This window comes from Diaphorobacter sp. JS3051 (assembly GCF_015832135.1).
In the GTDB taxonomy this organism is placed as follows: Bacteria; Pseudomonadota; Gammaproteobacteria; order Burkholderiales; family Burkholderiaceae_C; genus Diaphorobacter; species Diaphorobacter nitroreducens.
The window spans coordinates 1,371,727-1,398,480 of record NZ_CP065406.1; the positions used below are offsets into that span (position 1 = coordinate 1,371,727).

Sequence of the window (26,754 nt, forward strand, 5' to 3'; positions counted from 1 at the left end):
TTTTTGCGGGCCGCCCGGGCCGGGCTTCAGGGCACGGCGCTGGCGGGTGCGCCGCCGCTTTCCACCACAGCGACGCGCCGCCGCAGCGCGGCCTCCAACGCGGTATCGCCCGCCGCACCCGCCCGTTCGGCGCGCAGCAGCAGCCAGGCCATCAACGGGCGGCGCCATCCCTGCGCCGAGGCGGTGTCGGTGGCCAGCACCATGACTTCCGGCGTAGCGCGCCCGGCGCGCACGGCCGCACCCGCTGCCACCAGGCGCGCCAAGGGGTCGGCAATCCCGGCAATGGACTGGGGGCTGGCTGCGGCGGCGCGTTGTGCCTCGGGCAGCAGCGCCGCCTGCGCGGGCGTGGCGCGGCCTGCGAGGTAGTCGGCATAGGCCTGCTCCGGCGGCGCCGCATCGGCGCGCAGCGGCTCGAAAGCCGTGCAAGGCTGCAGTTGCAGGCTGGCCACCTGCGCGGCGCAGCGCATCAGCTCCACGCGCGCCAGCAACTCGGGCCGGCCGGTGCGTGCCACCTCGGCGCGTGCACGGGTCCATTCCTGGTCGGCCACGCGGGTGTTGCCGGACAGGTAGGCCTCGGTCGCCCGCTCGGCCGCGCCGTGGGCATTCATCTGCCAGTCGGGCACCGGCGCCTTGCCGGCGCAGGCCGACAGCAACACGGCCAGCGCGGGTGCCAAGCCCCGCCACAAGAGAAGCTGCAGGGAGGTCATGGCAGTTTCAGCTCCGTTTCGCGGGCAAAGGGCCACTTGCGGTTGATCTCGTTCACCAGCGCATCCACCTTGCGCAGGCTGCCTTCCACCTCGGCGCGCAATGCGCCCAGGTCGGTCGTGGCCTCTCGCGCGTTGGCGCCCACGGCCTGGGCCTCGGCCAGCACGGCGTCCACCTTGGTGAGGCTCTGGCGCGCGTCGGCCAGCAAACCGTTGAGCTGCGCCACGGCGGCGCGTACCTCGGGCACCAGGCCGGGGTCGCCCTGTGCACCGAAGACCTGCCTGTCCGCCTTGGCGGCCATGCCGTCGATGCGCGCGAGCAACTGGTTGGTGCGCTCCAGCGTGGTGAGGATCTTCTTCGCGTCCGCCTCGTTGCCCATGAGCACGCCCAGGGCGCCGCCAGGCGCGTTGAGCCGCTCGGTGAGCGTGCGCACCTGGGCCATGGCGCCGCCCAGGGCGGACTCTGCGCCGGTCATGGCGTTCAGGTTGTCCAGCAGCTGGCGTGCCGATGACATGAGCTGCGGAATCTCCGCCGTGGCGTCGCCGCGCAGCACGGGTCGCTCGGCGCCGTCCTCCAGCGGCGGGTCGGCCAGCATGCCGCTGTAGGCCTTGATGGTGGTGCCGCCCACCAGCCCGCTGACCAGGGTGAACACGCTGGAGGTGCGCAGCCAGTGCGCGTCGCGCTGGGCCACGTCGATGAGGATACGCACGTTGCCGGTTTCGGCCAGTTCGATGCGCCGCACCCGGCCGATGGGAAAGCCCGAGAACGTCATGTCCATGCCCACGACCACACCCTCGGAATCTTCGGCCGTGAGCACCAGCCGCTGCGTGGGCTCGAACGCGCCGCGCGCGTACAGCAGGTACAGGCCGGCACCTAGCACGAGCACCAGCGTGAACAGCAGCAGCGCCGCGGCCTTGCGCTCCAGATGGGCCACGGGCCGCAGCAGCTCGACGGGCGCGTTCGCGGGCGGTTCGGACAGCGGGGGTTGGGGACGTTGCGGATCGGTCATCGCGTGGCCATGAAATCAGTAGTAATTGCCCATCAGCGAGATCACCTCGATGAGCAGCAGCACAGCGAACATGCGCGCCAAGCCGCCCAGCTCGGAGTCGGGCTGCTGGGCCTGGCGTGCGTCGCCGCTCTCGTAGAGCCCCGAAGCCATGGGAATCAGCGCCACGGCCAGGCTGAAGAACACGGTCTTGAGCACGAACACCAGCGTGATCTGCGGCGCGAACACATGGCCGAACATGCGCGTGTACACCGGCAGCCCCGCCGTGTTGAGCCCATACACGCCCAGGTAGGCCATGACCAGCGCCACTACGCACGACAGCGCCGCCAGCGTGATGCTGGCATACACGCCAGCCACCACGCGCGGCAGCAGCTCCATGCGCACGGGGTCGGCGCCGCGTTGGCGCAGAGCCTGAAGGTGGCCCGACTGGCGCATCAGCGCCAGCTGCGTGCCGTTGGGGATGGTGGCGCGCATCGCCACGAACAGCGCGGCGGTCAGCGGGATAAGCTCCAGCACCAGTACGCGGATCACCATCTCCAGCGCATAGCGCGACAGGCCGTAGCTGAGCGCCGTGACGACCACGATGCGCGTGATGACCAGACTGATGAGTGCCGCCAGCACCGTGAAGCCCAGCAGGATGGGCGCGGTGTCCTGGTACATGTGGCGCGCCAGCCGCCAGCGCGTGGCGCGGCCGTAGCTGGACGGCGAGAGCATCAGCACCATGACCACGGCGCCCAGGTAGATGATGCGCCACCACGCCACGGCCCAACGCCGCGCCTGGGCCCACAGGCGCCGGGGCACGATGGAAGGGTGCAGGCTGGCGTTCATGCGCGGATCATAGGCGAAGGCTGCATTCGATAAGTAACAAATTAGCCGCTAGCGCTTATGCAGCAAGCGCTAGCAGCTATTAACACCATAGCAACCTGTGCCATGGGCCTCATACATGCCTGCGGGCCGCCGGCCCTGCGGGCGGCACGGGATCGGCATCGGCGCGTGCGTGCAACGCCTCGATCACGTGGCACTGCCTTCCCGTGCCGTCGCAACGGCTGCGCAGCGACAGCAGTTCCTGCTCCAGCGTCGCCAGCTCGGCCATGCGCGTGCGCACGTGCGCCAGGTGCTCGTCCAGCGTGACGCAGGCGGCATGGCCGTCGGTGGTACTGCAGGCGTCCAATGCCAGCAGGCCGCGCACCTCCTGCAGCGACATGTCCATGGCGCGGCACAGCCGCACGAAGCGCATGCGGTGAACCTCCTCGTCGCTGTAGAGGCGGTAGCGGTTGTCCGCGCGGGTCTGCGCGGGCAGCAGGCCTTCCTTTTCGTAATAGCGGATGTTGGCCGGTGGCACGCCCGAGAGCCGGGCGGCATCACCGATACGGTGGCGGGGGCTTTGTCGCAGCATGGCTTGACCTTCGAGTGGCTTCAAGGTTTCCAATCATGGCATGAGCCAAAGCCATTCCTCCCATTCCGCGTCCCATTCCCATGGCCCGGGCGCGGCAAACCTGCCTCCTTCGCCTGCATCCGCATGCAGCGGCTGCGCCTGCAGCACATCGGCGGGCGACGGCCACGACCACGGCACCCTGCCCGGTTGGCCGCGCATCGCCGCGGCGCTGGCCCTGGCCACGGGCGCCGAGGTGGCGCACTGGATGCAGCAGGACTACGCCGGCATGGCCCTGGCCGTGGTGGCGATTGCACTGTCGGGCCTGGGCGTGTACCGGGTGGGCCTCAAAGACCTTGCGCGCCTGCGCCTGGGCATCCACGCGCTCATGGCCGTGGCGGTGACGGGCGCCTTCCTCATCGGCCAGTGGCCCGAGGCAGCGATGGTCATGGCGCTGTACGTGGCGGCCGAGCGCATCGAGGACGGCGCCATGGACCGCGCGCGCCATGCCATACGCCAGCTGCTGCAACTGGCGCCCGCCACGGCCGACGTGCTGCAGCCGAATGGCAGCACCCTGAGCCTGCCTGTGGACCAGGTGCCGCTGGGTGCCACCGTGCGCATCGCCCCGGGCGCGCATGTGCCGCTGGACGGCACCGTCACCCACGGCAGCAGCAGCGTGAACCAGGCCCCCATCACCGGCGAGAGCCAACTGGCCGACAAGGCCGCCGGCGACCCGCTGTACGCGGGCAGCGTGAACCAGCAGGGCGAGCTGCTGATGCAGGTGAACGCCCCGCCCGGCGACACGCTGATTGCGCGCATCGTGCGCGCGGTGGAGCAAGCGCAGGCCAGCAAGGCCCCCATCCAGCGCTTCGTGGACCGCTTTGCCGCCATCTACACGCCCGTCGTGTTCGCACTGGCCGTGCTGCTGGCGCTGCTGGCCCCCCCGCTGATGGGCTGGACCTGGACGCAGTCCACCTACCAGGCGCTGGCGCTGCTGGTCATCGCCTGCCCCTGCGCGCTGGTCATCTCCACGCCGGTCACGGTGGTCAGCGCGCTCACGGCCGCCGCGCGGCGCGGCATCCTCATCAAGGGCGGCAGCGCGCTGGAGGCCGCGCGCGGCCTGCGCGTGGTGGCGCTGGACAAGACCGGCACGCTGACCATCGGCAGCCCTGCCCTGGTGCAGTGGCGTGCCCTGAACGGCGCCGATGCCGACGCCGTGGCAGATGTGGCCTGGCAGCTGGCCAGCCGGTCTGAGCACCCGGTCTCGCGCGCCATCGCCGCCGGCCTGCCCGCGGCCACCCACAACGGCGTGCAGAACCTGCAGGCCCTGCCCGGTCGCGGCGTGCAGGCCGAGGTGGGCGGCCAGCGCTGGTGGCTGGGCAACCTGCGCCTGATGCGCGAACAAGGCCTGGCCGACGCTGCGCTCGAAGACGCCCTGGCCCAACAGGAGCGGCAGGGCCGCACCGTCACCTTGCTGGCCGACGCGCAAGCCGTGCGCGCGCTGTTCGCCGTGGCCGACCCGCTGCGCGGCCACGCGCGCCAGGCCATCGCCGAACTGCGCGCGCTGGGCGTGCACCCGGTGGTGTTGAGCGGCGACAACCCGGCCACCGCACAGGCCATCGCGGCCGAGGCGGGCATTACCGACGCGCAGGACGCGCTCGGCGGCCTGCTGCCGCAGGACAAGCTCGACACCCTGGCCGCGCTGCAGCGCACGCGCGGCCCCACCGCCATGGCGGGCGACGGCATCAACGATGCGCCCGCGCTGGCCCAGGCCGACGTGGGCTTCGCCATGGGCGGCGCACACAGCACCGGCATGGCCATGGAGACGGCCGACGTAGTACTCATGAACGACGACCTGCGCCGCATTCCCGACACCGTGCGGCTGGCACGCCGCGCACACGCCGTGCTGTGGCAGAACATCACCCTGGCGCTGGGCATCAAGGCCGCGTTCTTCACCCTGGCGCTGCTGGGCATGGCCAGCATGTGGATGGCCGTGGCAGCCGACATGGGCGTGAGCCTGCTGGTGGTGGCCAACGGGCTGCGCCTGCGCCGCGGTGCCTCTATCGCGGCGAAGGAGGCCGCATGACCATGACCCAATCACCACAAAGCCGCCAGCGCGCCGCCTACGACTACCTGCTGCAGCGCTGGCGCACCAGCGTGGATGCGCCCACCGAACAGCGTTGGCGCTACCTGGAGGCCGCCCATGTGGTGGGCCAGAACCGCCTCGGCCTGCACTGGCGCGCGCACTGGCAGATGCTGCGCTTTGCGCGCCAGTTGGGCGACGCGCCGGAGGCCCGGGGCCAATGGGCGCGGCTGGGCCTCACGCTGGTGGGCCACCTGGTGCGCCGGCTGCCGCAGGGCAACATCGGCCGTGCCAGCGTGCCCGCGCTGCGGCCCATGGTGCCCAGCGTGGCCGTGCGCGCATGCATCACCGAAGCCATGCAGGCCACCCAGCCCCCCGGCACGCCGGGCGCGCCAGAGATGAGTCAAATCGACCTCTAGCGCCCGCCTGATAAGCGCAAACAGCTCACTTTTTAGGAGCATCACACCACCCAGACACGGGAATTTGACCCAGCGCAAGACACAGCGACCGATGCCGTGGTGCAATCGCGCCCCCGCCGGTCACCACGGCGACTGCCGATCCCGCCCATGTCCACCACCACCGCCAACGCCGCTCCCGCCATGGTCCCGCACACCCGCACCGAAGACGCCGTGGCGATTGGCGTGGGCGTGACGCTGATCTCCGTGGGCGTGGCCTTCCTCGCCAGCGCCGGGCTGCTCACCGGCGGCATGGCGGGGCTGGCCTTCGTGCTGCACTACGCCACGGGCATCGGCTTCGGCAAGCTGTTCTTCGCGCTCAACCTGCCGTTCTACTGGCTGGCGCTGCGCAAGCTGGGCCTGGCCTTCACGCTCAAGACCTTCGCGGCCGTGGCGCTGCTGTCGGTGCTGTCGGAGCTGCAGTCGCAGTTCCTGCAGATCAGCGAACTGCAGCCGCTGTATGCGGCCATCACCGGCGGGCTGATCATGGGTATGGGCTTTTTGGTGCTGTTCCGCCACCGCTGCAGCCTGGGGGGCGTGGGCATCATGGCGCTGTACCTGCAGGACCGCTTCGGCTGGCGCGCCGGCAAGGTGCAGATGGCCGTGGACTGCTGCATCGTGCTGGCGGCGCTGGTCACAGTGGAGCCGCTGCGCGTGCTGTGGTCGGTCATCGGCGCCGTGGCGCTCAACCTGGTGCTGGCCATGAACCACCGGCCAGGGCGCTACATGGCGGTCTGACGGCACGCGGCCGGGCCATCGTCCGGCGCTCGCTCTGGCGGGAACTTCCTGCACCGCGCCGGTATCATTCGCTGCATGCGCCACGCCGTTGCCATGATCCTGGGTCTGCTGCTGGTCCTGCGGGGCCTGCTGGGCGACGCCATGGCCATGGGCGTTGCACCGGCCACGCCCGCGCAGCCAACCATCGCGGCAGCTGCTACCCACCACGCTATGGCAAGCGACACGCACGACCACGGTGGTCATGACGGCGACCATGCCAGCGCATCAGCACAGCCGCACTGCTGCGATACCGGCGGGGCGGTCCACGCGGAACACCCCGCCGGCTGTTCGGCCTGCGGCGCCTGCCATTCGGCCTTCTACGCGCCGGTCTGGGCGCCCGCCTTCCATGGACGGCACGACAGCACGTTGCGACCGCACCATGGCACCCACTTTGCCAGCGCCACGGCTGCGCAAGCCATCAAGCCACCCATCTCCTGAGCACTGACGCCCGAAGTGCGTCCGCAATCGGCGGCATGTCCCCCGACGGGGCCGCAGCCGAGTGTCGCGGACGCGGTTTTGTCATGTTTGACGGGAGACTCCCATGCGCTTCGCGCACCCCACCAGCCCTGCGGCCATGATGGCCCTGGCGGCCCTGGCCGGCATCGCACCGCCGACCTGGGCGCAGGTTGACAATGTTCCTGCCGCCCCATCGCAGACCGCCACCGCCGACTCGGCACAGGCCCCCAGTCTGCCCTTGCACCACCAGCCCCTGCCCCCCAGCGGCGACGTGGCTGAGGCCGACATCGGCTGGAAGGCCGCCAACACCGCCGTGGGCGCCTTTCCCGGTGGCCACTCCGACATCGTGCGCTGGGAAGCCGCGCAGGCACGCACCGCGCCGCCCAGCCCTGCCATGCCCACCCCGAAACACCACCACGGAGGCCGGCCATGAGGCGCCCTCCGCTTGCCCTGGCTGCGCTGGCCGCCGCACTGGTGTTGGCCGGCTGCGCCAACGTCGCCCCCGATGGGCTGCGCGGCGACGTGCAAAGCCATGTCCAGCCCCGCCTGCCCGACGGCGCGCAACTGCCCGCGCCCGATACGCAAAGCCGCAGCGACGCGCAGGCCCAGATCACCGAATGGCTGCGCCTTCCCGTGGATGCGGACACCGCCGTGCGCGTGGCGCTCTTGAACAGCCCCGCGCTGCAGGCCCGCCTGGCCAATCTGGCCGCGCAGGATGCGCAGCGCGCACAGGCGCTGACCCTGTTCAACCCCACGCTGACGCTGGGGCGATTCACCAGCGGGCATGAGCGCGAGATCGAGCGCCAGCTCGGCTTCAGCCTGGTCAACGTGATCACCCTGCCCTGGCGCACGCGCTGGCAAGGCTGGCAGATGGAGCAGGCCACGCTGGCCGCCGCACAGGACGTGCTGCGCCTGGCCGCAGACACACGCCGCGCCTGGCTGCGCGCCGTGGCCGCCCGGCAGGTGCTGGCCGCGCGCGAACGCATGTACGAGGCGGCCGAGGCCGGCGGCGAGTTGGCGCGGCGCATGGCGCGCGTGGGCAACTTCAGCCGTCTGCAGCAGGCACGCGAAATCGCCATCACACAGGACGCGGCAGCACAGCTGGCCCGCGCGCGGCTGAATGCCGCGCTGGAGCGCGAGCAACTGGCGCGGCTGATGGGGCTGTGGGGCGCGCAGGCCGACTTCACGCTGCCCGATGCGCTCCCCGCCTTGCCCGCGGCGGATGCACTGCGCAGCGGCGACGACGCCGAAGCCACGGCCCTGCGCGAGCGGCTGGACCTGCGCGCACTGCGCCGCGACCTGGACACCACCGCCGACCGCAGCGGCTGGGCCGGTGTTGGATCCGTGTTCGGCGACATCGGCCTGAGCTACAGCCGCAACACTGCCACCGAGCGCGCCTCCGGCCACCGCGAGACCACACGCGGCTGGGAGGTAGAGCTGCCTCTGCCGCTGTTCGACTGGGGCGGAGCTGCCACGGGCCGCGCGCGGGCCGAGTTGCAGCACAGCGCCGCGCAACTGCAGGATGCCGCCATCCGCGCGCGCAGCGAGGCACGCAGCCACTGGCTGCGCTACCGCACCGCCTGGGACCTGGCGCACCAGCAGCAGGCCGAGGCGCTGCCGCTGGCGCGCTTCATGCAGGACGAGGCCGTGCTGCGCTACAACGGCATGTTCATCAGCGTGTGGGAGCTGCTGGCCGAGGCGCGCCGCGCCAGCCAGGCCGTGGCTGCCGCCACCGAGGCGCAGCGCGACTTCTGGCTCGCCCAGACCGACCTGCAACTGGCTCTCACGGGCACATCGCCCGGCGCGCCCACCGGCCTGCCGTCCGCTCCCACCACCCCCAACGCCCCTTCGGAAGGCCACTGACATGCAGCGCCGCCATTTCTTCTCCGGCGCCGCCACGGCCGTGGTCGCAGCCTCCGCCGCATCGGTGAGCCGCGTGGCCTTGGCCGCACTGCCCGAGGCGCCCTCGCAATCCTCTGCCGACACGGCCGCGCCGCTAACCCCGTCCAGCGGCCGGCCCTACCAGCCCGTGGTCACGCTCAACGGCTGGACGCTGCCATGGCGCATGAACGCCGGCGTCAAGGAATTCCACCTGGTGGCCGAGCCGGTAGTGCGCGAGGTGGCGCCCGGCTTCATGGTCAACATGTGGGGCTACAACGGCCAGAGCCCGGGCCCGACCATCGAGGTGGTGGAAGGCGACCGCGTGCGCATCTTCGTCACCAACCGCCTGCCCGAGCACACCAGCGTGCACTGGCACGGCCAGCGCTTGCCGAGCGGCATGGACGGCGTGGCCGGGCTTACCCAGCCGCACATCCCCGCGGGCAAGACCTTTGTGTACGAGTTCACGGCGCGCCGCCCCGGCACCTTCATGTACCACCCGCATGCGGACGAAATGGTGCAGCTGGCCATGGGCATGATGGGCCTGTGGATCACGCACCCGAAGGCGCGCCACCCCCTGATCGCGGAGGTGCAACGTGACTACGCCTTCCTGCTCAGCGCCTACGACGTGGAGCCGGGCAGCCTCACGCCCAAGGTCAACACCATGACCGACTTCAACATCTGGACCTTCAACAGCCGGGTGTTCCCCGCCATCGACCCGCTGGTGGCACGACAGGGCGACCGCGTGCGCATTCGCGTGGGCAACCTGACCATGACCAACCACCCCATCCACATCCATGGGCATGAGTTCGAGATCACGGGCACCGACGGCGGGCCGACCCCGAAGGCCGCGCGCTGGCCCGAGGTGACCACCGACGTGGCCGTGGGCCAGATGCGGCAGCTGGAGTTCATCGCCGACGAGCCCGGCGACTGGGCGCTGCATTGCCACAAGAGCCACCACACCATGGGCGCCATGGGCCACGGCGTGCCCACCATGATCGGCGTGGACCATCGCGGCCTGGTCGGGAAGATCCAGAAGATCATTCCCGACTACATGGTCATGGGCGAGCGCGGCATGGCCGACATGGGCGCGATGGAAATGCCGCTGCCCGACAACACCTATCCCATGATGACCGGCACCGGCCCCTTCGGCCCGCTGGAGATGGGCGGCATGTTCACGACCCTGAAGGTCCGCCAGGGCCTGGCCGCCCAGGACTGGCGCGACCCGGGCTGGTACCAGCACCCGGCGGGCACGGTGGCGCACGAATGGGCCGGTGCGCCCTTGGACGCCACAGCCCCGCGCCAGATCCCGCCCGGCCGGGCCCCCGGCGCCCCCAGCGTGCGCAAGCCGGGTGCCAGCCACGAACACCATTGAACTCTCGGAGAAACCCATGAAATCTATCAAATTCATAGCTGCTTGCGCTTTATTGGCGGGCGCTACAGCCAGTTTTGGTCATGAGAACATGCACAACAGCCACCCTGCCGTCGCCCCGCAGCAGCAGGAATGGGGGATTGCGGGAGAGGCCAAGGGCGCAAAGCGCACCATCACCTTGCACATGACGGACGACATGCGCTTTACCCCGTCGCACTTCACCGTCAAACAGGGCGAGACCGTGCGCCTGCGCGTGGAGAACCAGGGCCAGGTCATGCATGAGGTGGTGCTGGGCACACAGGGCACGTTGGACCAGCATGCGGCCATGATGCGCCAGTACCCCGACATGGAGCATGCCGAACCCCACATGGCACACGTGGCCCCGCGCGCCAAGGAAGATCTGGTCTGGCACTTCAACCGGCCCGGCCGCTTCGACTTCGCCTGCCTGATCCCCGGCCACTACGAAGCAGGCATGCGCGGCACCTTCACCGTCACGCCCTGAACAACACCACCACCCGCATCATCAGGAGTCCACCATGCGAATCACGCAACCCACCCGCCGCCAATGGATGACGGCCCTCGCCGCCGGCTTGGCCGGCGCTGCCCTGCCCGCCCTGGCCCGTGCCGCCGCCCCGCAGACTGCCGTGGAGGTCTGGAAAGACCCCAACTGCGGCTGCTGCAAGGATTGGGTGAGCCACATGCAGGCCAACGGCTTCACGGTCACCGTGCACGAAATGGGCAACGCCGCCGTACGCGCCAAGCTCGGCCTGCCCACGCGCCTGGGCTCATGCCACACCGCGCTGGTGGGCGGCTACCTGCTCGAAGGCCATGTGCCCGCTGCCGACGTGCGCAAGCTGCTCAAGGACAAACCCAAGGCCCTGGGCCTCACCGTCCCGGGCATGCCGGTGGGCAGCCCCGGCATGGACGGGCCCGAGTACAACGGCCGCAAGGACCCGTACGACGTGCTGCTGGTCACCAAGAACCTGATGAACAGCGACGTCTCCACGCGCGTATTCACCAGCTACCGTTGATGCACACCATGAAAGGCCACGCCATGCCATCGCACACCCTGCCAGCGCGCGCGCCGCGCATCGCCCTCGCACCCGTGGCCGCTCTGGCACTGCTGGGCCTGCCCGGCAGCTGGGCACATGCCCAGGGCTCGGACCACGACGCCCATCACACCGAAACGCCCGCCGCGTCCGGCGACAGCACGCAGGATCTCAGCGAGGGCGAAGTCACGCGTTCGGATGCACGCAGCGGCAAGATCACGCTGCGCCACGGCGAGCTCAAGAACCTTGCCATGCCGCCCATGACCATGGTGTTCACGTTGCGCGACCCGGCACAGGCGGCCACCTTCAAGCCCGGCGACAAGGTGCGCTTTCGGGCCGAACGGGTGAAGAGCGTATTCGTCGTCACCCATATCGAACCATTGCGCTGACGCCCCACGGACCGGGCGGCAGTTGCCCGGCCCCTTGCCGCACCAAGGAGCCCTCATGCATTCCCACAGCACGCCGCCCGCAGCTGCCCCACACGGGCAGCACCGGCACCACAGCCCCCAAGTGCCCCGGCCATCGGCCGCTCCACCCGCCCCACCAACCGCCGACACGGTCTACACCTGCCCCATGCACCCGCAGGTGCGACAGAGCGGCCCCGGCCACTGCCCCAAGTGCGGCATGGCGCTGGAGCCGGTACTGCCCAGCCTGGACGCAGCCGATGACAACCCCGAACTGCGCGACTTCTCGCGCCGCTTCTGGTGGACGCTGCCGCTCACCATGGTCGTCACCACGCTGGCCATGGCCGGGCACCGGCTGGGTTGGGTCGGCATGGCCACGCAAAGCGGGGTGGAGCTGGTGCTGACGCTGCCCATCGTGCTGTGGGCCGGCGCACCGTTCTTCGTGCGCGGCTGGCAATCCGTGGTGCAGCGCAGCCCCAACATGTGGACTCTGATCAGTCTGGGCACGGGCGCGGCCTTCCTCTACAGCGTGGTGGCCACCGTGGCGCCGGGCGTGTTCCCGGCCTCGTTCCAGTCCATGGGCCGCGTGGGCGTGTACTTCGAGGCGGCCGCGGTCATCATTTCGCTGACGTTGCTGGGCCAGATGCTGGAGCTCAAGGCGCGCTCGCAGACCTCGGCCGCCATCCAGTCGCTGCTGGGCCTGGCGCCCAAGACCGCGCGCCGCATCGCCGCCGATGGCGGCGAGGAAGACGTGCCGCTAGCCCACGTGCATGTGGGCGACCTGCTGCGCGTGCGCCCCGGCGAGAAGGTGCCGGTGGACGGCGTGGTCGTCGAAGGCAGCAGCGCCGTGGACGAGTCCATGCTCACGGGCGAGCCGCTGCCAGTGAGCAAGCGCACGGGCGACAAGCTGATCGGCGCCACGCTCAACACCAGCGGGGCGCTGGTCATGCGCTCCGAACTCGTGGGTGCGGCCACGATGCTGTCGCAGATCGTGCAACTGGTGGCGCAGGCCCAGCGGTCGCGCGCGCCCATGCAGCGCATGGCCGACCGCGTTGCGGGCTGGTTCGTATTGGCCGTGGTCGGCGTGTCGGTGCTCACGCTGCTGGGCTGGGGACTGTTCGGGCCCGAGCCCAGGTGGGTCTACGGCCTGATCAACGCTGTGGCGGTTCTCATCATCGCCTGCCCCTGCGCGCTGGGCCTGGCTACGCCGATGTCCATCATGGTGGCCACAGGGCGCGGCGCCACGCAGGGCGTGCTGTTCCGCGATGCGGCCGCCATCGAGCATATGTGCCGCGTGGACACGTTGATCGTCGACAAGACCGGCACCCTGACCGAGGGCCGGCCACGCTTTGAGCGCACCGTGGCCGCGCCCGGCTGGCGCGAGGCAGAGGTGCTGCGCCTGGCCGCCAGCCTGGACCAGGGCAGCGAGCATCCGCTAGCGGCGGCCATCGTCGCTGCGGCACGCCAGCAGGGGCTGGCGCTGGACGCGGCCGAGCAGTTCGACTCGGCCTCGGGCATCGGCGTGCGCGGCCGGGTCGCGGGCCGCACCTTGGCGCTGGGTAACACGGTGCTGATGCAGCAGTCCAGCGTGAATACGGGACCGCTGGCGCAGGCCGCCGAGGCACTGCGCGGCGAAGGCGCCAGTGTGATGTTCCTGGCCGTGGATGGGCAACTGGCGGGCCTGCTGGCTGTCTCCGACCCCATCAAGGCCAGCACGCCCGACGCGCTGGCCGCCCTGCATGCGGCCGGCCTGCGCATCATCATGGCCACCGGCGATGGCCTGACCACGGCAGGTGCCGTGGGACGGCGCCTGGGCATCGACGAGGTGCACGGCGAGGTATTGCCCGCCGATAAGCTGGCCCTGGTCGAACGCCTGCAGGCCGAGGGACGCACCGTGGCCATGGCCGGCGACGGCATCAACGACGCGCCGGCACTGGCGCGCGCCGACGTGGGCATCGCCATGGGAACCGGGACGGACGTGGCCATGAACAGCGCCCAGCTCACCCTGGTCAAGGGCGACCTGCGCGGCATCGCCACGGCGCGCGCACTGTCGCAGGCCACGGTGGCCAACATGCGCCAAAACCTGGGCTTTGCCTTCGTCTACAACGCGCTGGGCGTGCCGCTGGCCGCCGGCCTGCTCTACCCGTTCACGGGCTGGCTGCTGTCGCCGATGATCGCGGCGCTGGCCATGAGCCTGAGCTCGGCCTCGGTGATCACGAATGCCCTGCGGCTGCGCCGCACCCGGCTTTGAGAGCACCCCGCAAGACGCGGGGACAGGTGCCGGCGCGGCACCATAATCGGCGCCCATGCAAGCTTGCTCCCTGCACAGCGCCTGCGGCGCCATCACCGACGTTGCCGGCATCGAGGTCGGCCACTTCACCGACCCACGCCGCCCCACCGGCTGCAGCGTGGTGATTGCGCGCGAGGGTGCCGTGGCAGGCGTGGATGTGCGCGGCGCCGCCCCCGGCACGCGCGAGACCGACCTGCTGGCCCCGGGCAACCTGGTGGAGCAGGTGCACGCCATCATGCTGGCGGGTGGCAGCGCCTGGGGGCTGGAGGCCGCCACGGGGGCCGTGCGCTGGCTGGAGGAGCACGGCGTAGGGCTGGACGTGGGCGTGGGCCGCCTGCCACTGGTGCCAGCGGCCGTGCTGTTCGACCTGCACGTGGGCGACATGAAGGTGCGGCCCGATGCGGCGGCCGGCTATGCGGCCTGCGCCGCCGCCACATGCGAGCCGCCAGCCGAGGGCAACGTAGGCGCCGGCGCTGGCGCCGTGGTGGGCAAGATGTTCGGCCTGCAGCACGCCATGAAGGGCGGCGTAGGCACAGCCTCGGTCACCGTCGCGGGCGTCACGGTGGGTGCGCTCATTGCCTGCAACGCCGTGGGCGACGTGGTCGACCCGGACACCGGGCGCCCACTGGCGGGCGCCCGCGCTGCCGACGGACTGACGCTGCGCGATACACGGCACGCGCTGCTGCGCGGCGAGCCCCCTCATCCCCTGCTGGCCGGCAGCAACACCACGATCGGCGTGATTGCCACCGACGCGCGGCTGACCAAGGTTCAGGCTCAGCGACTGGCCGTCGCCGGCCACGACGGCCTGGCCCGCAGCATCAACCCCGTGCACACCATGAGCGACGGAGACACGCTGTTCACGCTGGCGACGGGCCACGTGCCGCACCACCCCGGCATGATGGTGTTGGCCACGATGGCGGCCGAGGCGGTGGCCCGCGCCACCGTGCGCGCCGTGCTCGCCGCGCGCACCCTGCGCACGGCCGATGGCCTGGCACTTCCGTGCCATGCCGATCTATCTGCCGGGAGCTAACCATGGGACAGATGTCACGCCGCCTGCGCACGGCGCTGCTGTCGCTGCGCGACCTGTTGGTGTCTGCCGGGCCGCTGGCGCTACTGGGCGCGGGCCTGGTGCTCTTGGCCTATTGGTGGCTCAACCCCACGCCGCCGCGCACGGTGACGCTGGCCACCGGCCCCGCGCAGAGCGCCTACGAGGCCTTCGGCCAGCGCTATCGCGACGCACTGGCGGCAAGCGGGATCAACGTGGTCTTGCTGCCCAGCGATGGCTCGTCATCCAACCTGCAGTTGCTGCGCGATGGCCACGCCGACCTCGCCTTCGTGCAAGGTGGCACGGGTGAGTTGCGTCCCGAGGACAGTGATGAGCTGGTCTCGCTGGGCAGCCTCTTCGTGGAGCCCATCTGGCTGTTCTACCGCGGCGATGTGGCGCGCCGCATCCACCGATCGGCCCGGCTGGAGGGGCTGCACCAGCTGCGCGGGCTGCGCGTGAACGTCGGCTCGCCCGGCAGCGGCGTACCAACGCTCATGGAGCGCCTGCTGGACGCCAACCACATTCCGCTGGATGCCCTGACGCTCACCCGTCTGGAGCAGACGCCCGCCACGGTGGCGTTCCTGGCGGGGCGGTTGGACGCCCTGGTGTTTGCCTCCGCCCCCGAGTCATTGATGGTGCAGATGCTGCTGCAAACGCCCGGCGTGCAGCTCATGCACTTCCCGCAGAACGAGGCCTACAGCCGCCGTTTTCCGTTCCTCACGCCGGTAGTGCTGCCACGCGGCGTGGTGGACCTGGCGGCCAACGTACCTCCGCGCGACGTACGGTTGGTGGCATCCACCACATCCCTGCTGGCGCGTGAAGGTACCCACCCTGCCCTGCTGCAATTATTTGCCCAGAGCGCGCAGGGCATCCATGGCAATGCGGGCTGGTTCAACCGTGCGCGCGAATTCCCCAGCACCCGGCACGCGGAACTGCCCATTGCCAAGGAGGGCGAGCGCGCCATCAACGAACCGGCGCCGCTGATGCAGCGCTATCTGCCATTCTGGATCGCCAACCTCGTCGAGCGCATGTGGCTGGTACTGGGTATCTTGATTGCGGTCATGCTGCCGCTGTCGCGCGTGGTGCCGCCGCTGTACCAGTTCCGCGTGCGCTCGCGCGTGTTCCGCTGGTATGGGCATCTGCGCGACATCGAAGACGACATGGAACGAGGAGAGGCCACCCCCGACGCGCTGCGCGAACGGCTGGACCGCATGGAGGCGCAGGTGGAAAAAGTGAGCGTGCCACTGTCCTATGCCGACGAGCTCTACGCCCTGCGCAACCACATCCAACTGGTGCGCCGGCGCCTGCCACGCGCGGCAGGCTGAACGGCAGTCCCCGCGACCGGCGGAGCGCCCTAGCGCAGCTTGGCCGGCTTGGTGCGCACGGCGCGCAAAGCGCGGTCCACCACCGGCTGGTCGGAAATCAGGCGGAATGCCCCGTCGGAGGACAGTTTGTCGATCATGCGCCGCGTCATGGACTGCGTGCTCGCGTCGGCTCCGGTGAACAAAAAAAGTGTGTTGTGCGGGCTGCACCAGGTGAGCTGGGTTCGCACCGCACGCTGGTTGGTGATGATTTCCACCCACTGGCCGATGCGCAATGCGGGCTGAGCCACTGCTCCGGCCATCGACGGGTCCGCCGCGGCGGCCGTATCGGAGGACAGCACATCGTCAGCGCGGGTTTCAGGGCTGACCTCTTCCGCCGGCGTGTCGCCGAAGACGCTCGCCGCTGCGTAGTTCAGCGCTTCACCCTGAAGCTGCGCCAAGCGCTGCGTCACTTCGGCAATACGCTCGATCGGGTGGTCAATGCTCTCCAGCCCACGCACCAACACCGGCACCATGTCAGCAATGGCCTGGCCCAGGCGCTCCGGGTCCGAGCGCAACTGCTCCGGCTGCGCGCAGCACAGCAGCAGCGGCACCAACGCCAAATAGCCTCCGGGGTCTCCGCCGGTTTCCTGGGGCTGGCTGCTTTGCGCCTGCGCCACCACGTCCGCCCACGGGCCGGTCACGAAGGCCAGCAGGTCGGCCGGTACCTTGTCCGCATCGGGCAGGCGGCGGAAGTCGGCGGCAATCTTCTCGGCCAGCAATTCCCGCTGCTCCCGCTGGAGCAGTTCGCGCTGCTGCGCTTCATGGCGCTCAAGCTGGCGACGCTCCTGCGCGGTCCAGGCCTTTTCCAGCGCCTTGAGCACTTGGGCGAACGGTGCGGCATCCCGGATCTCAATGGAAGCCAGGTGGCCTACGGCTTCGTTCACCAGCCGCATGAAGCGGCTGAAGGCGGGCCCATCCTCGGCGTTGAATGCCAGGCTGCGCTGGGTCAACTCGTCCAGCAGGCGCCGGGCGGGGTGCTGCTCATCCGTGAAGAACCGCGTGTCGTGCTGCACCAACTCCTTCAGCGCGGGCTCCAGGCTTTGCACAGCACGCTGCATGGGGGGCAGCAGCCGCGAATCCTGCGCAATGTTGTCCATCATGCGGCTCACGACCTCATGCGCCGTCCGCGTGGGGGATGCCGCCACCGGCGCATGTGCAGAGGTGCCGTTCCAGCCCGTCACCGGGACCGCAGCCCCTCCCGACAGACGGCCCACGATGCGTTCCAGCTGCGCAATGTCTTCCATTGCTTCCGCCGCGGCCGGCGTGACGTACGCGTTGGCCGGAGTAGCTGCCGCATAGCCGCCGCGTGCATCGTAGGCGAAAGGGTCACCACCACCGGCCAGCATCTGGCGCAGGATACCCACCGTCAGCAGCGCTTCTTCGGCCTGCGGCGCCAAGGCCACGTTGCCCGATGCGCCTCCCCAGCCTGCCCCGTAACTTTGGCCATAGGCGCTCGCGGCACCATATTCGCTGGCCGGCGCACCATAGGCCGAGGGCGGCGCGTAGCCCACGCCCATCTGGGAACTGTGGGCATATCCACCACCATGACTGCTACGCACACCCGGGGCTCCCGCCACCGCGTAGCCCACGGGCTCGACGCCATGCTCGCGCAGGCTCTGGGCGGCGCGCTTATAGGCGCTTACCAGTTGCATGCCCAGCAGTTCGCGCATCTGGCTCATCCACAGCTGCCGCACTTCCCCACTTACACCGGTATCGCTCACCACTTGCTGCAGCGCGCGGATGTAGTTCTCAGGGCGAAAAGGGTTGCTCTCGGGTTGCACGCTGTGCAGGCCCTGCGCCGAACTGACGAGCGTGTTGAGTTCCGCCAGCGTTGCCTCTGTCGCCAGAGCGGCGATCTGCTGCGCCCGCGACAGCTCCACCTGGACCAGCACGTCGGCATCGTCCATGAGGGCGAGCTCGCCCAGGTCCATTCCGCCGGGCTGCCCGGCCCTCGTCTTCGCGGCCGAGGGGCCTTCGGCAAAAATCTCCAGCAAGGCCATGGGGTAGGCCTTGGGCAACGACGCCTCGTGCTGCTTGAGCAGGCGCAAGGCATCGCTGATCTGGGTACGCTTGTGAAGGTCGCGGGTGGAGGACTCCTGCGCCGTGAGCGCTTCGCGCGTACCAGTCACCAGCGCCTCCATCAGTGCCTCGCTGTCCCTGACGGCGTTGACAACGCAGGCGCGAAAAACCGTACGGGCGCGGGACGCGGAAAGGGACATGGTGGGGACGGACGAAGAATGGGCGGCGGTCCGCCCGATGCTACTACCTGTAAGTGCTTATTTGAGGGCCTTGTAGCGCATACGCTTCGGTTTCGCACCCTCTTCACCCAATCGTTTTTTCTTATCAGCTTCGTATTCTTGGTAATTGCCGTCAAAGAATACCCATTGGCTGTCGCCCTCGGCTGCCAGGATGTGCGTCGCGATACGGTCGAGGAACCAACGATCGTGGCTGATGACCAGCACGGTGCCAGCGTATTCCAGCAACGCGTCTTCCAGCGCACGCAGGGTTTCCACGTCCAGGTCGTTGGACGGTTCGTCCAGCAGCAGCACGTTGCCGCCCTGGATCAGCGTCTTGGCCAGGTGCAGGCGGCCGCGCTCGCCCCCGGACAGGTTGCCCACCTTCTTCTGCTGGTCCTGGCCGTTGAAGTTGAAGCGCCCGGCATAGGCGCGCGACGCCATTTGGAACTTGCCCACGTTGATGATGTCCAGCCCGCCGGAGATGTCCTCCCACACGGTCTTGTCATCGGCCAGTGCGTCGCGGTGCTGATCGACAAAGGCCATCTTCACGGTCTGACCGATTTCCACGGTACCGGAATCAGGTTGCTCCTTGCCCGCGATCAGCTTGAACAGGGTCGACTTGCCGGCACCGTTCGGGCCGATGATGCCGACGATGGCGCCGGCAGGGATGTTCATGCTCAGGTTGTCGATCAGCAGGCGGTCACCAAAGGCCTTGGAGACATTCTTGAATTCGATGACCTTAGAGCCCAGGCGATCCGCTACAGGAATGAAGATCTCCTGCGTTTCGTTGCGGCGCTGGTATTCGTAATCGCTCAGCTCTTCGAAGCGGGCAATACGTGCCTTGGACTTGGCCTGGCGGCCCTTGGCGTTCTGGCGCACCCACTCCAGTTCCTTCTTCAAAGCCTTGGCGCGAGCCTCCTCGCCTTTTTGCTCGGCTTCCAGACGGTTGCCCTTCTGGATCAGCCAGTCAGAGTAGTTGCCCTTGTAGGGGATGCCGTGGCCTCGGTCCAGTTCCAGAATCCACTCAGCGGCGTTGTCCAGGAAGTAGCGGTCGTGGGTGATCGCCACCACGGTACCGCTGAAGCGGTGCAGGAATTGCTCCAGCCAGTCCACGGATTCGGCGTCCAAGTGGTTGGTGGGTTCGTCCAGCAGCAGCATGTCGGGCTTGGACAGCAGCAGCTTGCACAGGGCCACGCGACGCTTTTCGCCACCCGATAGCTTGCCGATCACCGCATCCCACGCCGGCAGACGCAGCGCGTCGGCCGCAATTTCCAACTGGTGTTCGGAATCGGTACCGGCCGCGGCGATGATGGCCTCCAATTCACCCTGCTCTTTGGCCAGCGCGTCAAAGTCGGCATTCTCTTCCGCGTAAGCAGCGTATACCTCTTCCAGGCGGGCTTTGGCGTTGTTCACCTCGGCCATGGCTTCTTCCACAGCCTGGCGCACGGTGTGCTCGGGATTGAGTTGGGGCTCCTGGGGCAGGTAGCCGATCGACAGCCCGGGCATGGGCAGTGCCTCGCCTTCGAATTCCTTGTCCACGCCCGCCATGATCTTGAGCAGAGAGGACTTGCCGGAGCCGTTCAGGCCCAGCACGCCGATCTTGGCGCCCGGAAAGAAGCTAAGGGAAATGTCCTTCAAGATCTGCCGCTTGGGCGGCACGGTCTTGGTGACGTGGTTCATCGAGAAAACGTATTGGGCCATGGATTTATTCAGGAAACGGGCAGAAGAAGGCGCCAAAATTTTTTGCGCACAAACGCGGATTATCGGCGCATGCGACAATAGACCCCGTCTTGGGCTCCAGTTGCCCACGGCATCAGCCTAGACAAGCTGGGGACGAAGGAAGAATTTTCCGGGCTCCCACCCTTGCAATCATCTGCCTAACAAACTGGCTCGGCGGCCCGTAAAGTCGCCTGCGACAGGCCGATACCCAGCGCCCCGGATGGGCGCATCCAATTACATGACATTTGAAGAACTGAAGCTGGCGCCGGCCATTTTGCGGGCCGTGCAAGAACAAGGCTACGACAACCCGACCCCTATCCAGGCCCAGGCCATCCCAGCCGTCCTCGCTGGACACGACCTTCTCGCCGGCGCACAGACCGGCACCGGCAAGACCGCCGCGTTCACGCTGCCCATGCTGCACCGCCTGGCCGAAGGCCAAGCCCCACGCAGCCAGTTTGGCGGCAAGGGTGTGCGCGCCCTGGTGCTCACGCCCACGCGGGAGCTGGCAGCGCAGGTCGAAGAATCCGTGCGCGGCTACGGCAAATACCTGGATCTGAACTCCACTGTGATCTTCGGCGGCGTCGGTATGAACCCGCAGATCGAACGCATCAAGCGCGGCGTGGACGTGCTGGTGGCTACCCCTGGCCGCCTGCTGGACCTGCAGCAGCAAGGCTTCATGGACCTGTCCACCGTCGAGATCCTGGTGTTGGACGAAGCCGACCGCATGCTCGACATGGGCTTCATCCACGACGTGAAGAAGGTGCTGGCGCTGCTGCCCCAGTCCAAGCAAAGCCTGCTGTTCTCGGCCACGTTCAGCGACGACATCCGTGAACTGGCCAACTCACTGCTCAAGAACCCGCAGAGCATCCAGGTCACCCCGCGCAACACCACGGTGCAACGCATCAGCCAGGTGATCCACCCCGTGGGGCGCGGCAAGAAGAAGCAGGTGCTGCTGCACATCATCCAGGAGCACGACTGGAGCCAGGTGCTGGTGTTCACGCGCACCAAGTTCGGCGCCAACAACGTGGCCGAGTACCTGACCAAGAACGGCGTTTCGGCCATGGCGCTGCATGGCAACAAGAGCCAGAGCGCCCGCACCCAGGCGCTGGAGGGCTTCAAGACGGGCCAGATCCGTGCCCTGGTGGCTACCGACATCGCGGCACGCGGCATCGACATCGACGACCTGCCGCACGTCGTGAACTACGAAATCCCCAACGTGCCCGAGGACTATGTGCACCGCATCGGCCGCACGGGCCGCGCCGGCCGCGAGGGCCATGCCGTGAGCCTCGTCTGCATGGACGAGGAAGGTTTCATGATGGAGATCGAGCGCTTCACCAAGCAGGAAATCCCCGTGCAGGTGATCGACGGCTTTGGCCCGGACGAGGGAGAGAAGGCCGAGCCCATCGCCATGGGCCGCCAGACCATCTGGGGCGGCGCGGGCAAGCCGCCCAGCCGCGAAGTCATGCAGGCAGCGGCCAAGGCGGCACGCCAGGAGATGATGGAGCGCATCCGCACCAACAAGGCGGCCACTGGCGGCCAGCGCGGTTCGCGCCAAGGCGGTGGCCAGGGCGAAGGCCAGCAGCGCGCCGGGGGTCAGAACGGCAGCGGGGGCCGCGGCGGCAACGCAGGCAATGCAGGCCGTACTGCCGGTCCACGTGATCAGCAACGTCCGCAGAACACGGCCGGTGGCCGCCGCCGCGGCGGTCCCGCTGGTGCAGGCAATGGCGGGGGTAATGGCGGTAATGGCGGAAATCGCCGTTTCGACGACAGCCAGCCTCGCAGCGAGAACGCTCACCTGGGCACGCAGCTCGGCAACATTGGCATCGGCCCACGCCATGGCAGCGGCCGTGCCAGCCAGCCGGACCCCATGCGCACCAGCGTGGACAGCATGGCGGACCGCGGGCGTCGGGGCGGCTTCGGCCGTGGCAACGGCGGCGGCGGTGGTGGCCGCGGCCCACGCGGCGGCGGCTTCGGCCGCTGAGACCTTCACGACAACAGAAAGCCCGGCACAGCCGGGCTTTTTTCCATGGCCCCTGAGCCAACCACCCCGCCGCACGCGCAGGACATCAAAGCTGCCGGGTAACATCCGCCCCAGCACCACTTCCGCCACGCCCACCATGACGCCGAAGAATCTGCTCTCCCACACTTACGCGCTGCCAATCGCCGCAATCGCTGCACGGCACCGCGCTACCGCGCTGCTGGGCGCATTCCTGCTGTCCGCCTGCTCCAGCACGCCCCTGCCTCCGTGGCCCGCGCAGTCCTCCCCCCCCGCGCCCACTGGTCCGCAAACGTCCCGCGCCGTACCGCCGCCGCTGGGAACAGTGCAGCGTGGCGAAGTCGTGCCCAGCCCGGTCACGGTAACGCCCGTCGCCCCGGCCACCGAGCCGGCCTCCACCGCGCTCCCCTACAGCGCGGCTGTCGCGGCACGCTTTCCCGCGCCTTCCGTGCGGTACGAAACGCCGGGGCTCGCCGAGGGGCGCCAGGCTTTCACCACCAACGCCGAACTCACCCAATGGCTGCGTAATCTGGCCACGGCGCAGCGCGGCACGACCCGTGTGCAAATGCTGGACCTGGGGGTATCGCAGCGCGGCACACCCTTGCACGGCCTGGTGCTGACCCGCGCGGCTGGCACCAACGTGGCCGCGCTGGACGCCAGCCGCCGCCCCACGGTGCTGCTGCTTGGGCAGCAACATGGCGACGAACCCGCCGGCAGCGAGGCATTGCTCGTACTGGCGCGCGAACTGGCACAGGGTCTGCTGGAGCCCATGCTGGAGCGCATCAACGTGATCGTCGTTCCCCGCGCGAATCCCGACGGAGCCGAGGCCGGCACACGAGCCACGTCCAACGGCATCGACATGAACCGGGACCACCTGCTTTTGCAAACTCCGGAGGCCCAGGCACTCGCCAAACTGGTGCGCAACTATCGCCCGATCGCCATTTTCGATGCGCATGAATACACCGTCACCGGACGGTTCCTCGAGAAATTCCATGCCATCCAACGCTACGACGTGCTGCTGCAGCACGCAACGACGGCTAACCTGCCGGAATTCATGACCAAGGCAGCTCTGGAATGGTTCCACCACCCCATGATCAGGGCCCTGGAAGCGGAAGGCCTGAGCCAGGAGTGGTACTACACCACCTCGACCCGCGCCGAAGACCTTCGCCTGTCCATGGGAGGGACGCAACCCGATACCGGCCGCAACGTGAATGGTCTGAAGAACGCCGTCAGCATGCTCGTGGAAACGCGCGGCGTGGGCATTGGCCGCACCCACATCCAGCGGCGCGTGCACTCGCAGGTGACGGCCCTCACCAGTGCACTGCGCAGCACCGTGGACCGCGCCGCCGACTTGGAGCAGGTGCGCTCCTATGAAGCGCGGGACATTGCCTCCCAGGCATGCCGTGGCGAGATCGTGGTGGAAGCCACGCAAACCCCCGGCCAGCGCGACCTGGTCATGCTGGACCCACAGACCGGCGCAGACCGGACCCTGCGCGTGGATTGGAATTCCTCGCTGCAACTCAAGCCGGTCAAAAAACGCCACCGCCCCTGCGGCTATTGGTTGGCAAGCGGCGCAACGGATGCAGTGGAGCGCCTGAAGCTGCTGGGCATCCAGGTGATGCACGTCGCCGAGGCGGGCTCCGTACTGGCCGACATCTATGAGGAAACCAGCCGGGAGAGCTCCGAGCGAGAGGACGTGCGCGGAGCCATCCCTGGCGCCCGCCCGATCATCCGCGCCACCGTGACCCCCATGCGCAGCGCCATCGACGTGCCGGGAGGCAGCTACTACGTGTCTCTCAACCAGCCCTTGGCCAATCTGGCCGTGGCAGCGCTGGAGCCCGATACGCAGAACAGCTATTTCGCCAACCATGTCATCGGCCAGCTCGGCGATGTGGCACGGGTCATGGCACCTCCATCGCTGGTGTTTGAGGAGATGGACTGAAGAGCACGCCAGACTGCGGCCACTCTTTAAATGATAGCTGCTTGCGCTTGCTGGATAAGCGCTAAAGGCATATTTGGCATCATACACAGCACCCGCATGCCGTCTTCTATTTCATGGGCTGCGCAGGCTGGCGCGGAAGCGCTCCGGGCGCCTGTATGATCCTGCACTTCGAGCGCGCACATCACCGCTCGCACCGCATACCTGCATCATCTGCCCGTAGCTCAACCGGATAGAGCAATTGCCTTCTAAGCAATAGGTCGGGGGTTCGAGTCCCTCCGGGCAGGCCAAAACAGACCTCCACACAATCTCACGACCTTTTAGAGCCCGCATGCTTCCTAGCGTTGCGGGTTTTTTGTTGTCTCAAGCCGTTTCACCGCGTACCGTGACATACCAACAAAAAGTTGGTACTTTTGCCGGCATCTCCACATACTGTTGACCCAGCAGAAACTGCACAGGTCACAGGTCATGCCGCTAATGCGAATGCCTCAGCGGGGGTTCTCACGTTCAGCGCCTGGTGCGGGCGCCGGTGGTTGTAGAAATGGATCCAGTCCCCGATCAGGCGACTGGCATGCTGCAGCGAGTCGAAGCGATGCCGATGCACGCACTGCTCCTTGAGCATGCGGATCACCCGCTCGACCAGACCGTTCTGCTCAGGGCTGTGCCGCGTGATGAATTCTTGACGCAGTCCGCAGCTTCCCAGGGCCGTGAAGCTGCGGCTGGTGAAGACCAACCCATTGTCCGAACGCAGTAGGAACGGCTCGGGTACTCGGCCCAGCGTGGCGAAGCGCGCGATCAGGGCCTGCTCCAGCGCTGACTCGGCCGTCTTCGATTTCCCGCTGCGCGACAGGTGCGCAAGCTCTACTGGCCAGCCTGATCGAGAGGCTCTGCCGCAGGCGTTGCGGCCTGGAACGCAGTGACGGTGTCTGGCCGCGCCAACAAACCCTGCCCACCATGCCATATAGCCTGACGCCACGGCGAATCGTGCTGGGGAGGTGAGTTCACCAGATCGGTGGGATACCAACTGCCCGGCGTGCGCTGCAGCAGTTCCGGCACCACCGCTTGGCCTTCTTGCAGGCGCACCAGGTCAGGCGCCCTCAACTCCTTGCCCACCACCAGCACACCCGCCTGCTGCGCCACATGCACCACGGCCGCCAGGTTTTCCACACAGGGGGCATGGCCCATGGTCCATCCATCGGCCAACAGCCAGTAACGCGACCGCTCCATGCCGTCCAGCCCTGCGATGGTTTCCTCATAGACAAGACACAGTGGACCATCCGCACCCGGCCCTACCGGGGTCCCGTAGGCTTTCCAGACGGACAAATAGCGTTGCACGTCCGGCGCTTCCGCCTTGCGCGCCTGCAGCCAAGGTCCGTATCGGGAGGGGTGCTTGTAATGGTCTACAACCAAGTGCGGCGGCACATCCTCCCTGCCGTCCAACCAATCCCTGCGCAGATTCAAATAACCTGCCGCCCAATCCAGCAATGCCGGGGTCAGCTTGGGCTTGAGTTGCTCAGGCGACGAGCAATCGGCCATACCCAGCCCAGGCTTGGCCTGGGCGATAGCGGCGGGCACCAGGCGAATGATCTACTGCCGAGGCACGCCATGCGCCTCAAAGGCACGGATCAGGCGCTGAGCCGCGCGACGGGCCGGGTCGCGCCTGCCCCGCCACCAGTCCCAGCCCTTGCTGAGCACACCCCACAGGCCCGTGGCTTCGCCTACCCAAGACATGGTCAGGCGACCTCTTGCACCAGCGCCTCGGCCAGACGGGCCTGCACGGACTGACGTTCGGCCAAGCGCTGGCGCAGGTTGGCGCACAGGCGGCGCAGGGCGGTGACGCGGGTGACGATGCGGGATTGTTCGGCGAGTGGGGGAAGCGCAAGCACGTACCGATCAAGCGCCTGTCCAACAAAGTGCTTGATCGTGGCCCCTGTGAAGTGTTTGTCTAGGTTCCCAGCTCTTGAATCTGACTCCAAAGCAATTGCGATTAATTCCACCGCAATGCCACCTCGTGGACGGACCCGGTGCAGCGCCTTTTGAAAGTACATCTCGCGATCGGGGTCACGCCATATTGCACAGCGCCCAGGATACCCGCCTTCACAAATAAGCAAATCTCCTGGCATCAATCGATACTCAGCAAGCTCGCTGGCCTCCAGGCTGATCTCTTTGATGTCATCAAGATCGATGTGGTGCCACTGAACATTGGTGTTGCGCAGGTAGGGATAACGCCTTCCTGAGTTCTTCGCTTTGTCCAACATCTTGCCAAGTCGGCTGTCAGCGATATTTGCAAGTCGCACCCACTCCCACCCCACCGGCAACTCAAACGGCTTTTCCTCGTCAGTGATGGGGGGTAGGGGTTTGTCGCGCTTGATCTGGCCGGTGGCGATGAGGCGGTCTTTTTCGGTGCGGATTTTTTGCAGCAGGGTGCTGGCGGGTTCGTCGGTGGGGTCTTGGGGTACGAGCAGGCCGCGCACGGCCAGTTGCAGCAGGGTTTGCTCCAGGGCGTCGATGGCTTCGGGGCGGTCCAGCAGCAGGTCGAAGTGCTGGGCCACGCGCTGCCAGTTGGCGGCCAGCTCTTCGGGCGTGGTGCTGGCTGTGAGCGTGCCC

The 26,754-nt window shown here is 68.2% G+C and carries 25 protein-coding genes and 1 tRNA gene; 16 read left to right on the top strand and 10 right to left on the bottom strand.

Annotated features, from left to right (window positions below):
- Positions 1-26: 26 nt before the first annotated feature.
- The 4 genes from I3K84_RS06475 to I3K84_RS06490 form a co-directional block, all read right to left on the bottom strand.
- On the bottom strand, positions 27-707 hold the full coding sequence (locus I3K84_RS06475) for a hypothetical protein (RefSeq protein ID WP_196995745.1): 681 nt from the start codon (positions 705-707) through the stop codon (positions 27-29).
- Entirely contained in the window at positions 704-1,714 is a 1,011-nt protein-coding gene (locus I3K84_RS06480) for an MlaD family protein (RefSeq protein ID WP_196995746.1), read from the bottom strand. Before I3K84_RS06480 ends, I3K84_RS06475 begins: the two co-directional genes overlap by 4 nt.
- A 15-nt stretch (positions 1,715-1,729) precedes the next feature.
- Positions 1,730-2,539: an ABC transporter permease gene (locus I3K84_RS06485; RefSeq protein ID WP_011805787.1), complete on the bottom strand. Its 810-nt coding sequence runs from the start codon at positions 2,537-2,539 to the stop codon at positions 1,730-1,732.
- 109 nt (positions 2,540-2,648) lie between these two features.
- Positions 2,649-3,107 carry a MerR family transcriptional regulator gene (locus I3K84_RS06490; RefSeq protein ID WP_088887098.1) on the bottom strand — a complete coding sequence of 153 codons (459 nt, stop codon included), beginning with the start codon at positions 3,105-3,107 and terminating at the stop codon, positions 2,649-2,651.
- A 40-nt stretch (positions 3,108-3,147) separates the two neighbouring features.
- Here I3K84_RS06490 and I3K84_RS06495 point away from each other — a divergent pair, with 40 nt between their 5' ends.
- The 13 genes from I3K84_RS06495 to I3K84_RS06555 all read left to right on the top strand — a co-directional run bounded on the left by I3K84_RS06495 (position 3,148) and on the right by I3K84_RS06555 (position 16,217).
- The gene (locus I3K84_RS06495; protein WP_196995747.1) at positions 3,148-5,169 is read left to right on the top strand and encodes a cation-translocating P-type ATPase; all 2,022 of its coding nucleotides are present in this window, start codon (positions 3,148-3,150) and stop codon (positions 5,167-5,169) included.
- Positions 5,170-5,171: 2 nt separating this feature from the next.
- Positions 5,172-5,585 (top strand): DUF3703 domain-containing protein, encoded by a 414-nt coding sequence (locus I3K84_RS06500; RefSeq protein ID WP_370567793.1) that lies wholly within the window; start codon positions 5,172-5,174, stop codon positions 5,583-5,585.
- Between the two features lie 147 nt (positions 5,586-5,732).
- Entirely contained in the window at positions 5,733-6,359 is a 627-nt protein-coding gene (locus tag I3K84_RS06505; RefSeq protein ID WP_011805791.1) for a YitT family protein, read from the top strand.
- A gap of 75 nt (positions 6,360-6,434) precedes the next feature.
- Positions 6,435-6,836: a hypothetical protein gene (locus tag I3K84_RS06510; protein WP_196995748.1), complete on the top strand. Its 402-nt coding sequence runs from the start codon at positions 6,435-6,437 to the stop codon at positions 6,834-6,836.
- 103 nt (positions 6,837-6,939) lie between these two features.
- On the top strand, positions 6,940-7,287 hold the full coding sequence (locus I3K84_RS06515) for a hypothetical protein (protein WP_196995749.1): 348 nt from the start codon (positions 6,940-6,942) through the stop codon (positions 7,285-7,287).
- Positions 7,284-8,717: a TolC family protein gene (locus I3K84_RS06520; protein WP_196995750.1), complete on the top strand. Its 1,434-nt coding sequence runs from the start codon at positions 7,284-7,286 to the stop codon at positions 8,715-8,717. The genes I3K84_RS06515 and I3K84_RS06520 overlap by 4 nt, the downstream gene beginning before the upstream one ends.
- A gap of 1 nt (position 8,718) precedes the next feature.
- Positions 8,719-10,107, top strand: a complete 1,389-nt coding sequence (locus I3K84_RS06525) for a multicopper oxidase family protein (protein WP_123676551.1) — start codon at positions 8,719-8,721, stop codon at positions 10,105-10,107.
- A 16-nt stretch (positions 10,108-10,123) separates the two neighbouring features.
- Positions 10,124-10,606 (top strand): plastocyanin/azurin family copper-binding protein, encoded by a 483-nt coding sequence (locus tag I3K84_RS06530; RefSeq protein WP_088887105.1) that lies wholly within the window; start codon positions 10,124-10,126, stop codon positions 10,604-10,606.
- 67 nt (positions 10,607-10,673) lie between these two features.
- Positions 10,674-11,135 (top strand): DUF411 domain-containing protein, encoded by a 462-nt coding sequence (locus I3K84_RS06535; protein WP_196996074.1) that lies wholly within the window; start codon positions 10,674-10,676, stop codon positions 11,133-11,135.
- 23 nt (positions 11,136-11,158) lie between these two features.
- Positions 11,159-11,542, top strand: a complete 384-nt coding sequence (locus I3K84_RS06540) for a copper-binding protein (RefSeq protein WP_231403418.1) — start codon at positions 11,159-11,161, stop codon at positions 11,540-11,542.
- Between the two features lie 55 nt (positions 11,543-11,597).
- Positions 11,598-13,808: a copper-translocating P-type ATPase gene (locus I3K84_RS06545; RefSeq protein ID WP_196995752.1), complete on the top strand. Its 2,211-nt coding sequence runs from the start codon at positions 11,598-11,600 to the stop codon at positions 13,806-13,808.
- 55 nt (positions 13,809-13,863) lie between these two features.
- Complete coding sequence (locus I3K84_RS06550; RefSeq protein WP_196995753.1) at positions 13,864-14,877, top strand: P1 family peptidase; 1,014 nt, start codon at positions 13,864-13,866, stop codon at positions 14,875-14,877.
- A 2-nt stretch (positions 14,878-14,879) separates the two neighbouring features.
- Positions 14,880-16,217, top strand: a complete 1,338-nt coding sequence (locus I3K84_RS06555) for a TAXI family TRAP transporter solute-binding subunit (protein ID WP_123676556.1) — start codon at positions 14,880-14,882, stop codon at positions 16,215-16,217.
- Positions 16,218-16,246: 29 nt separating this feature from the next.
- Here I3K84_RS06555 and I3K84_RS06560 read toward each other — a convergent pair whose 3' ends face one another.
- Together I3K84_RS06560 and ettA are read right to left on the bottom strand one after the other, a co-directional pair.
- The gene (locus I3K84_RS06560; RefSeq protein ID WP_196995754.1) at positions 16,247-18,475 is read right to left on the bottom strand and encodes a DUF1631 family protein; all 2,229 of its coding nucleotides are present in this window, start codon (positions 18,473-18,475) and stop codon (positions 16,247-16,249) included.
- Between the two features lie 57 nt (positions 18,476-18,532).
- The gene (gene ettA / locus I3K84_RS06565) at positions 18,533-20,194 is read right to left on the bottom strand and encodes an energy-dependent translational throttle protein EttA (RefSeq protein ID WP_015912846.1); all 1,662 of its coding nucleotides are present in this window, start codon (positions 20,192-20,194) and stop codon (positions 18,533-18,535) included.
- 256 nt (positions 20,195-20,450) lie between these two features.
- On the opposite strand from ettA, the gene I3K84_RS06570 reads away from it, so the two are divergent.
- The 3 genes from I3K84_RS06570 (at position 20,451) to I3K84_RS06580 (ending at position 24,437) form a co-directional block, all read left to right on the top strand.
- Positions 20,451-22,193, top strand: a complete 1,743-nt coding sequence (locus I3K84_RS06570) for a DEAD/DEAH box helicase (RefSeq protein WP_172206610.1) — start codon at positions 20,451-20,453, stop codon at positions 22,191-22,193.
- A 136-nt stretch (positions 22,194-22,329) separates the two neighbouring features.
- Positions 22,330-24,150, top strand: coding sequence for a M14 family zinc carboxypeptidase (locus I3K84_RS06575; RefSeq protein WP_196995755.1), 1,821 nt, complete (start codon positions 22,330-22,332; stop codon positions 24,148-24,150).
- 210 nt (positions 24,151-24,360) lie between these two features.
- A tRNA-Arg gene (locus tag I3K84_RS06580) sits at positions 24,361-24,437 on the top strand.
- A 176-nt stretch (positions 24,438-24,613) separates the two neighbouring features.
- Here the strand turns inward: I3K84_RS06580 and I3K84_RS06585 are convergent.
- From I3K84_RS06585 to I3K84_RS06600, 4 genes are all read right to left on the bottom strand, one after another.
- Positions 24,614-24,880, bottom strand: a complete 267-nt coding sequence (locus tag I3K84_RS06585; protein WP_231403419.1) for an integrase core domain-containing protein — start codon at positions 24,878-24,880, stop codon at positions 24,614-24,616.
- A 128-nt stretch (positions 24,881-25,008) separates the two neighbouring features.
- On the bottom strand, positions 25,009-25,722 hold the full coding sequence (locus I3K84_RS06590; RefSeq protein ID WP_196996148.1) for a hypothetical protein: 714 nt from the start codon (positions 25,720-25,722) through the stop codon (positions 25,009-25,011).
- Positions 25,723-25,734: 12 nt separating this feature from the next.
- Positions 25,735-25,878, bottom strand: a complete 144-nt coding sequence (locus I3K84_RS06595; protein WP_172206607.1) for a hypothetical protein — start codon at positions 25,876-25,878, stop codon at positions 25,735-25,737.
- Positions 25,879-25,880: 2 nt separating this feature from the next.
- A complete protein-coding gene (locus I3K84_RS06600) occupies positions 25,881-26,699 on the bottom strand; it encodes a restriction endonuclease subunit S (RefSeq protein ID WP_196995756.1) in 819 nt (272 codons plus the stop codon).
- Positions 26,700-26,754: the final 55 nt, after the last annotated feature.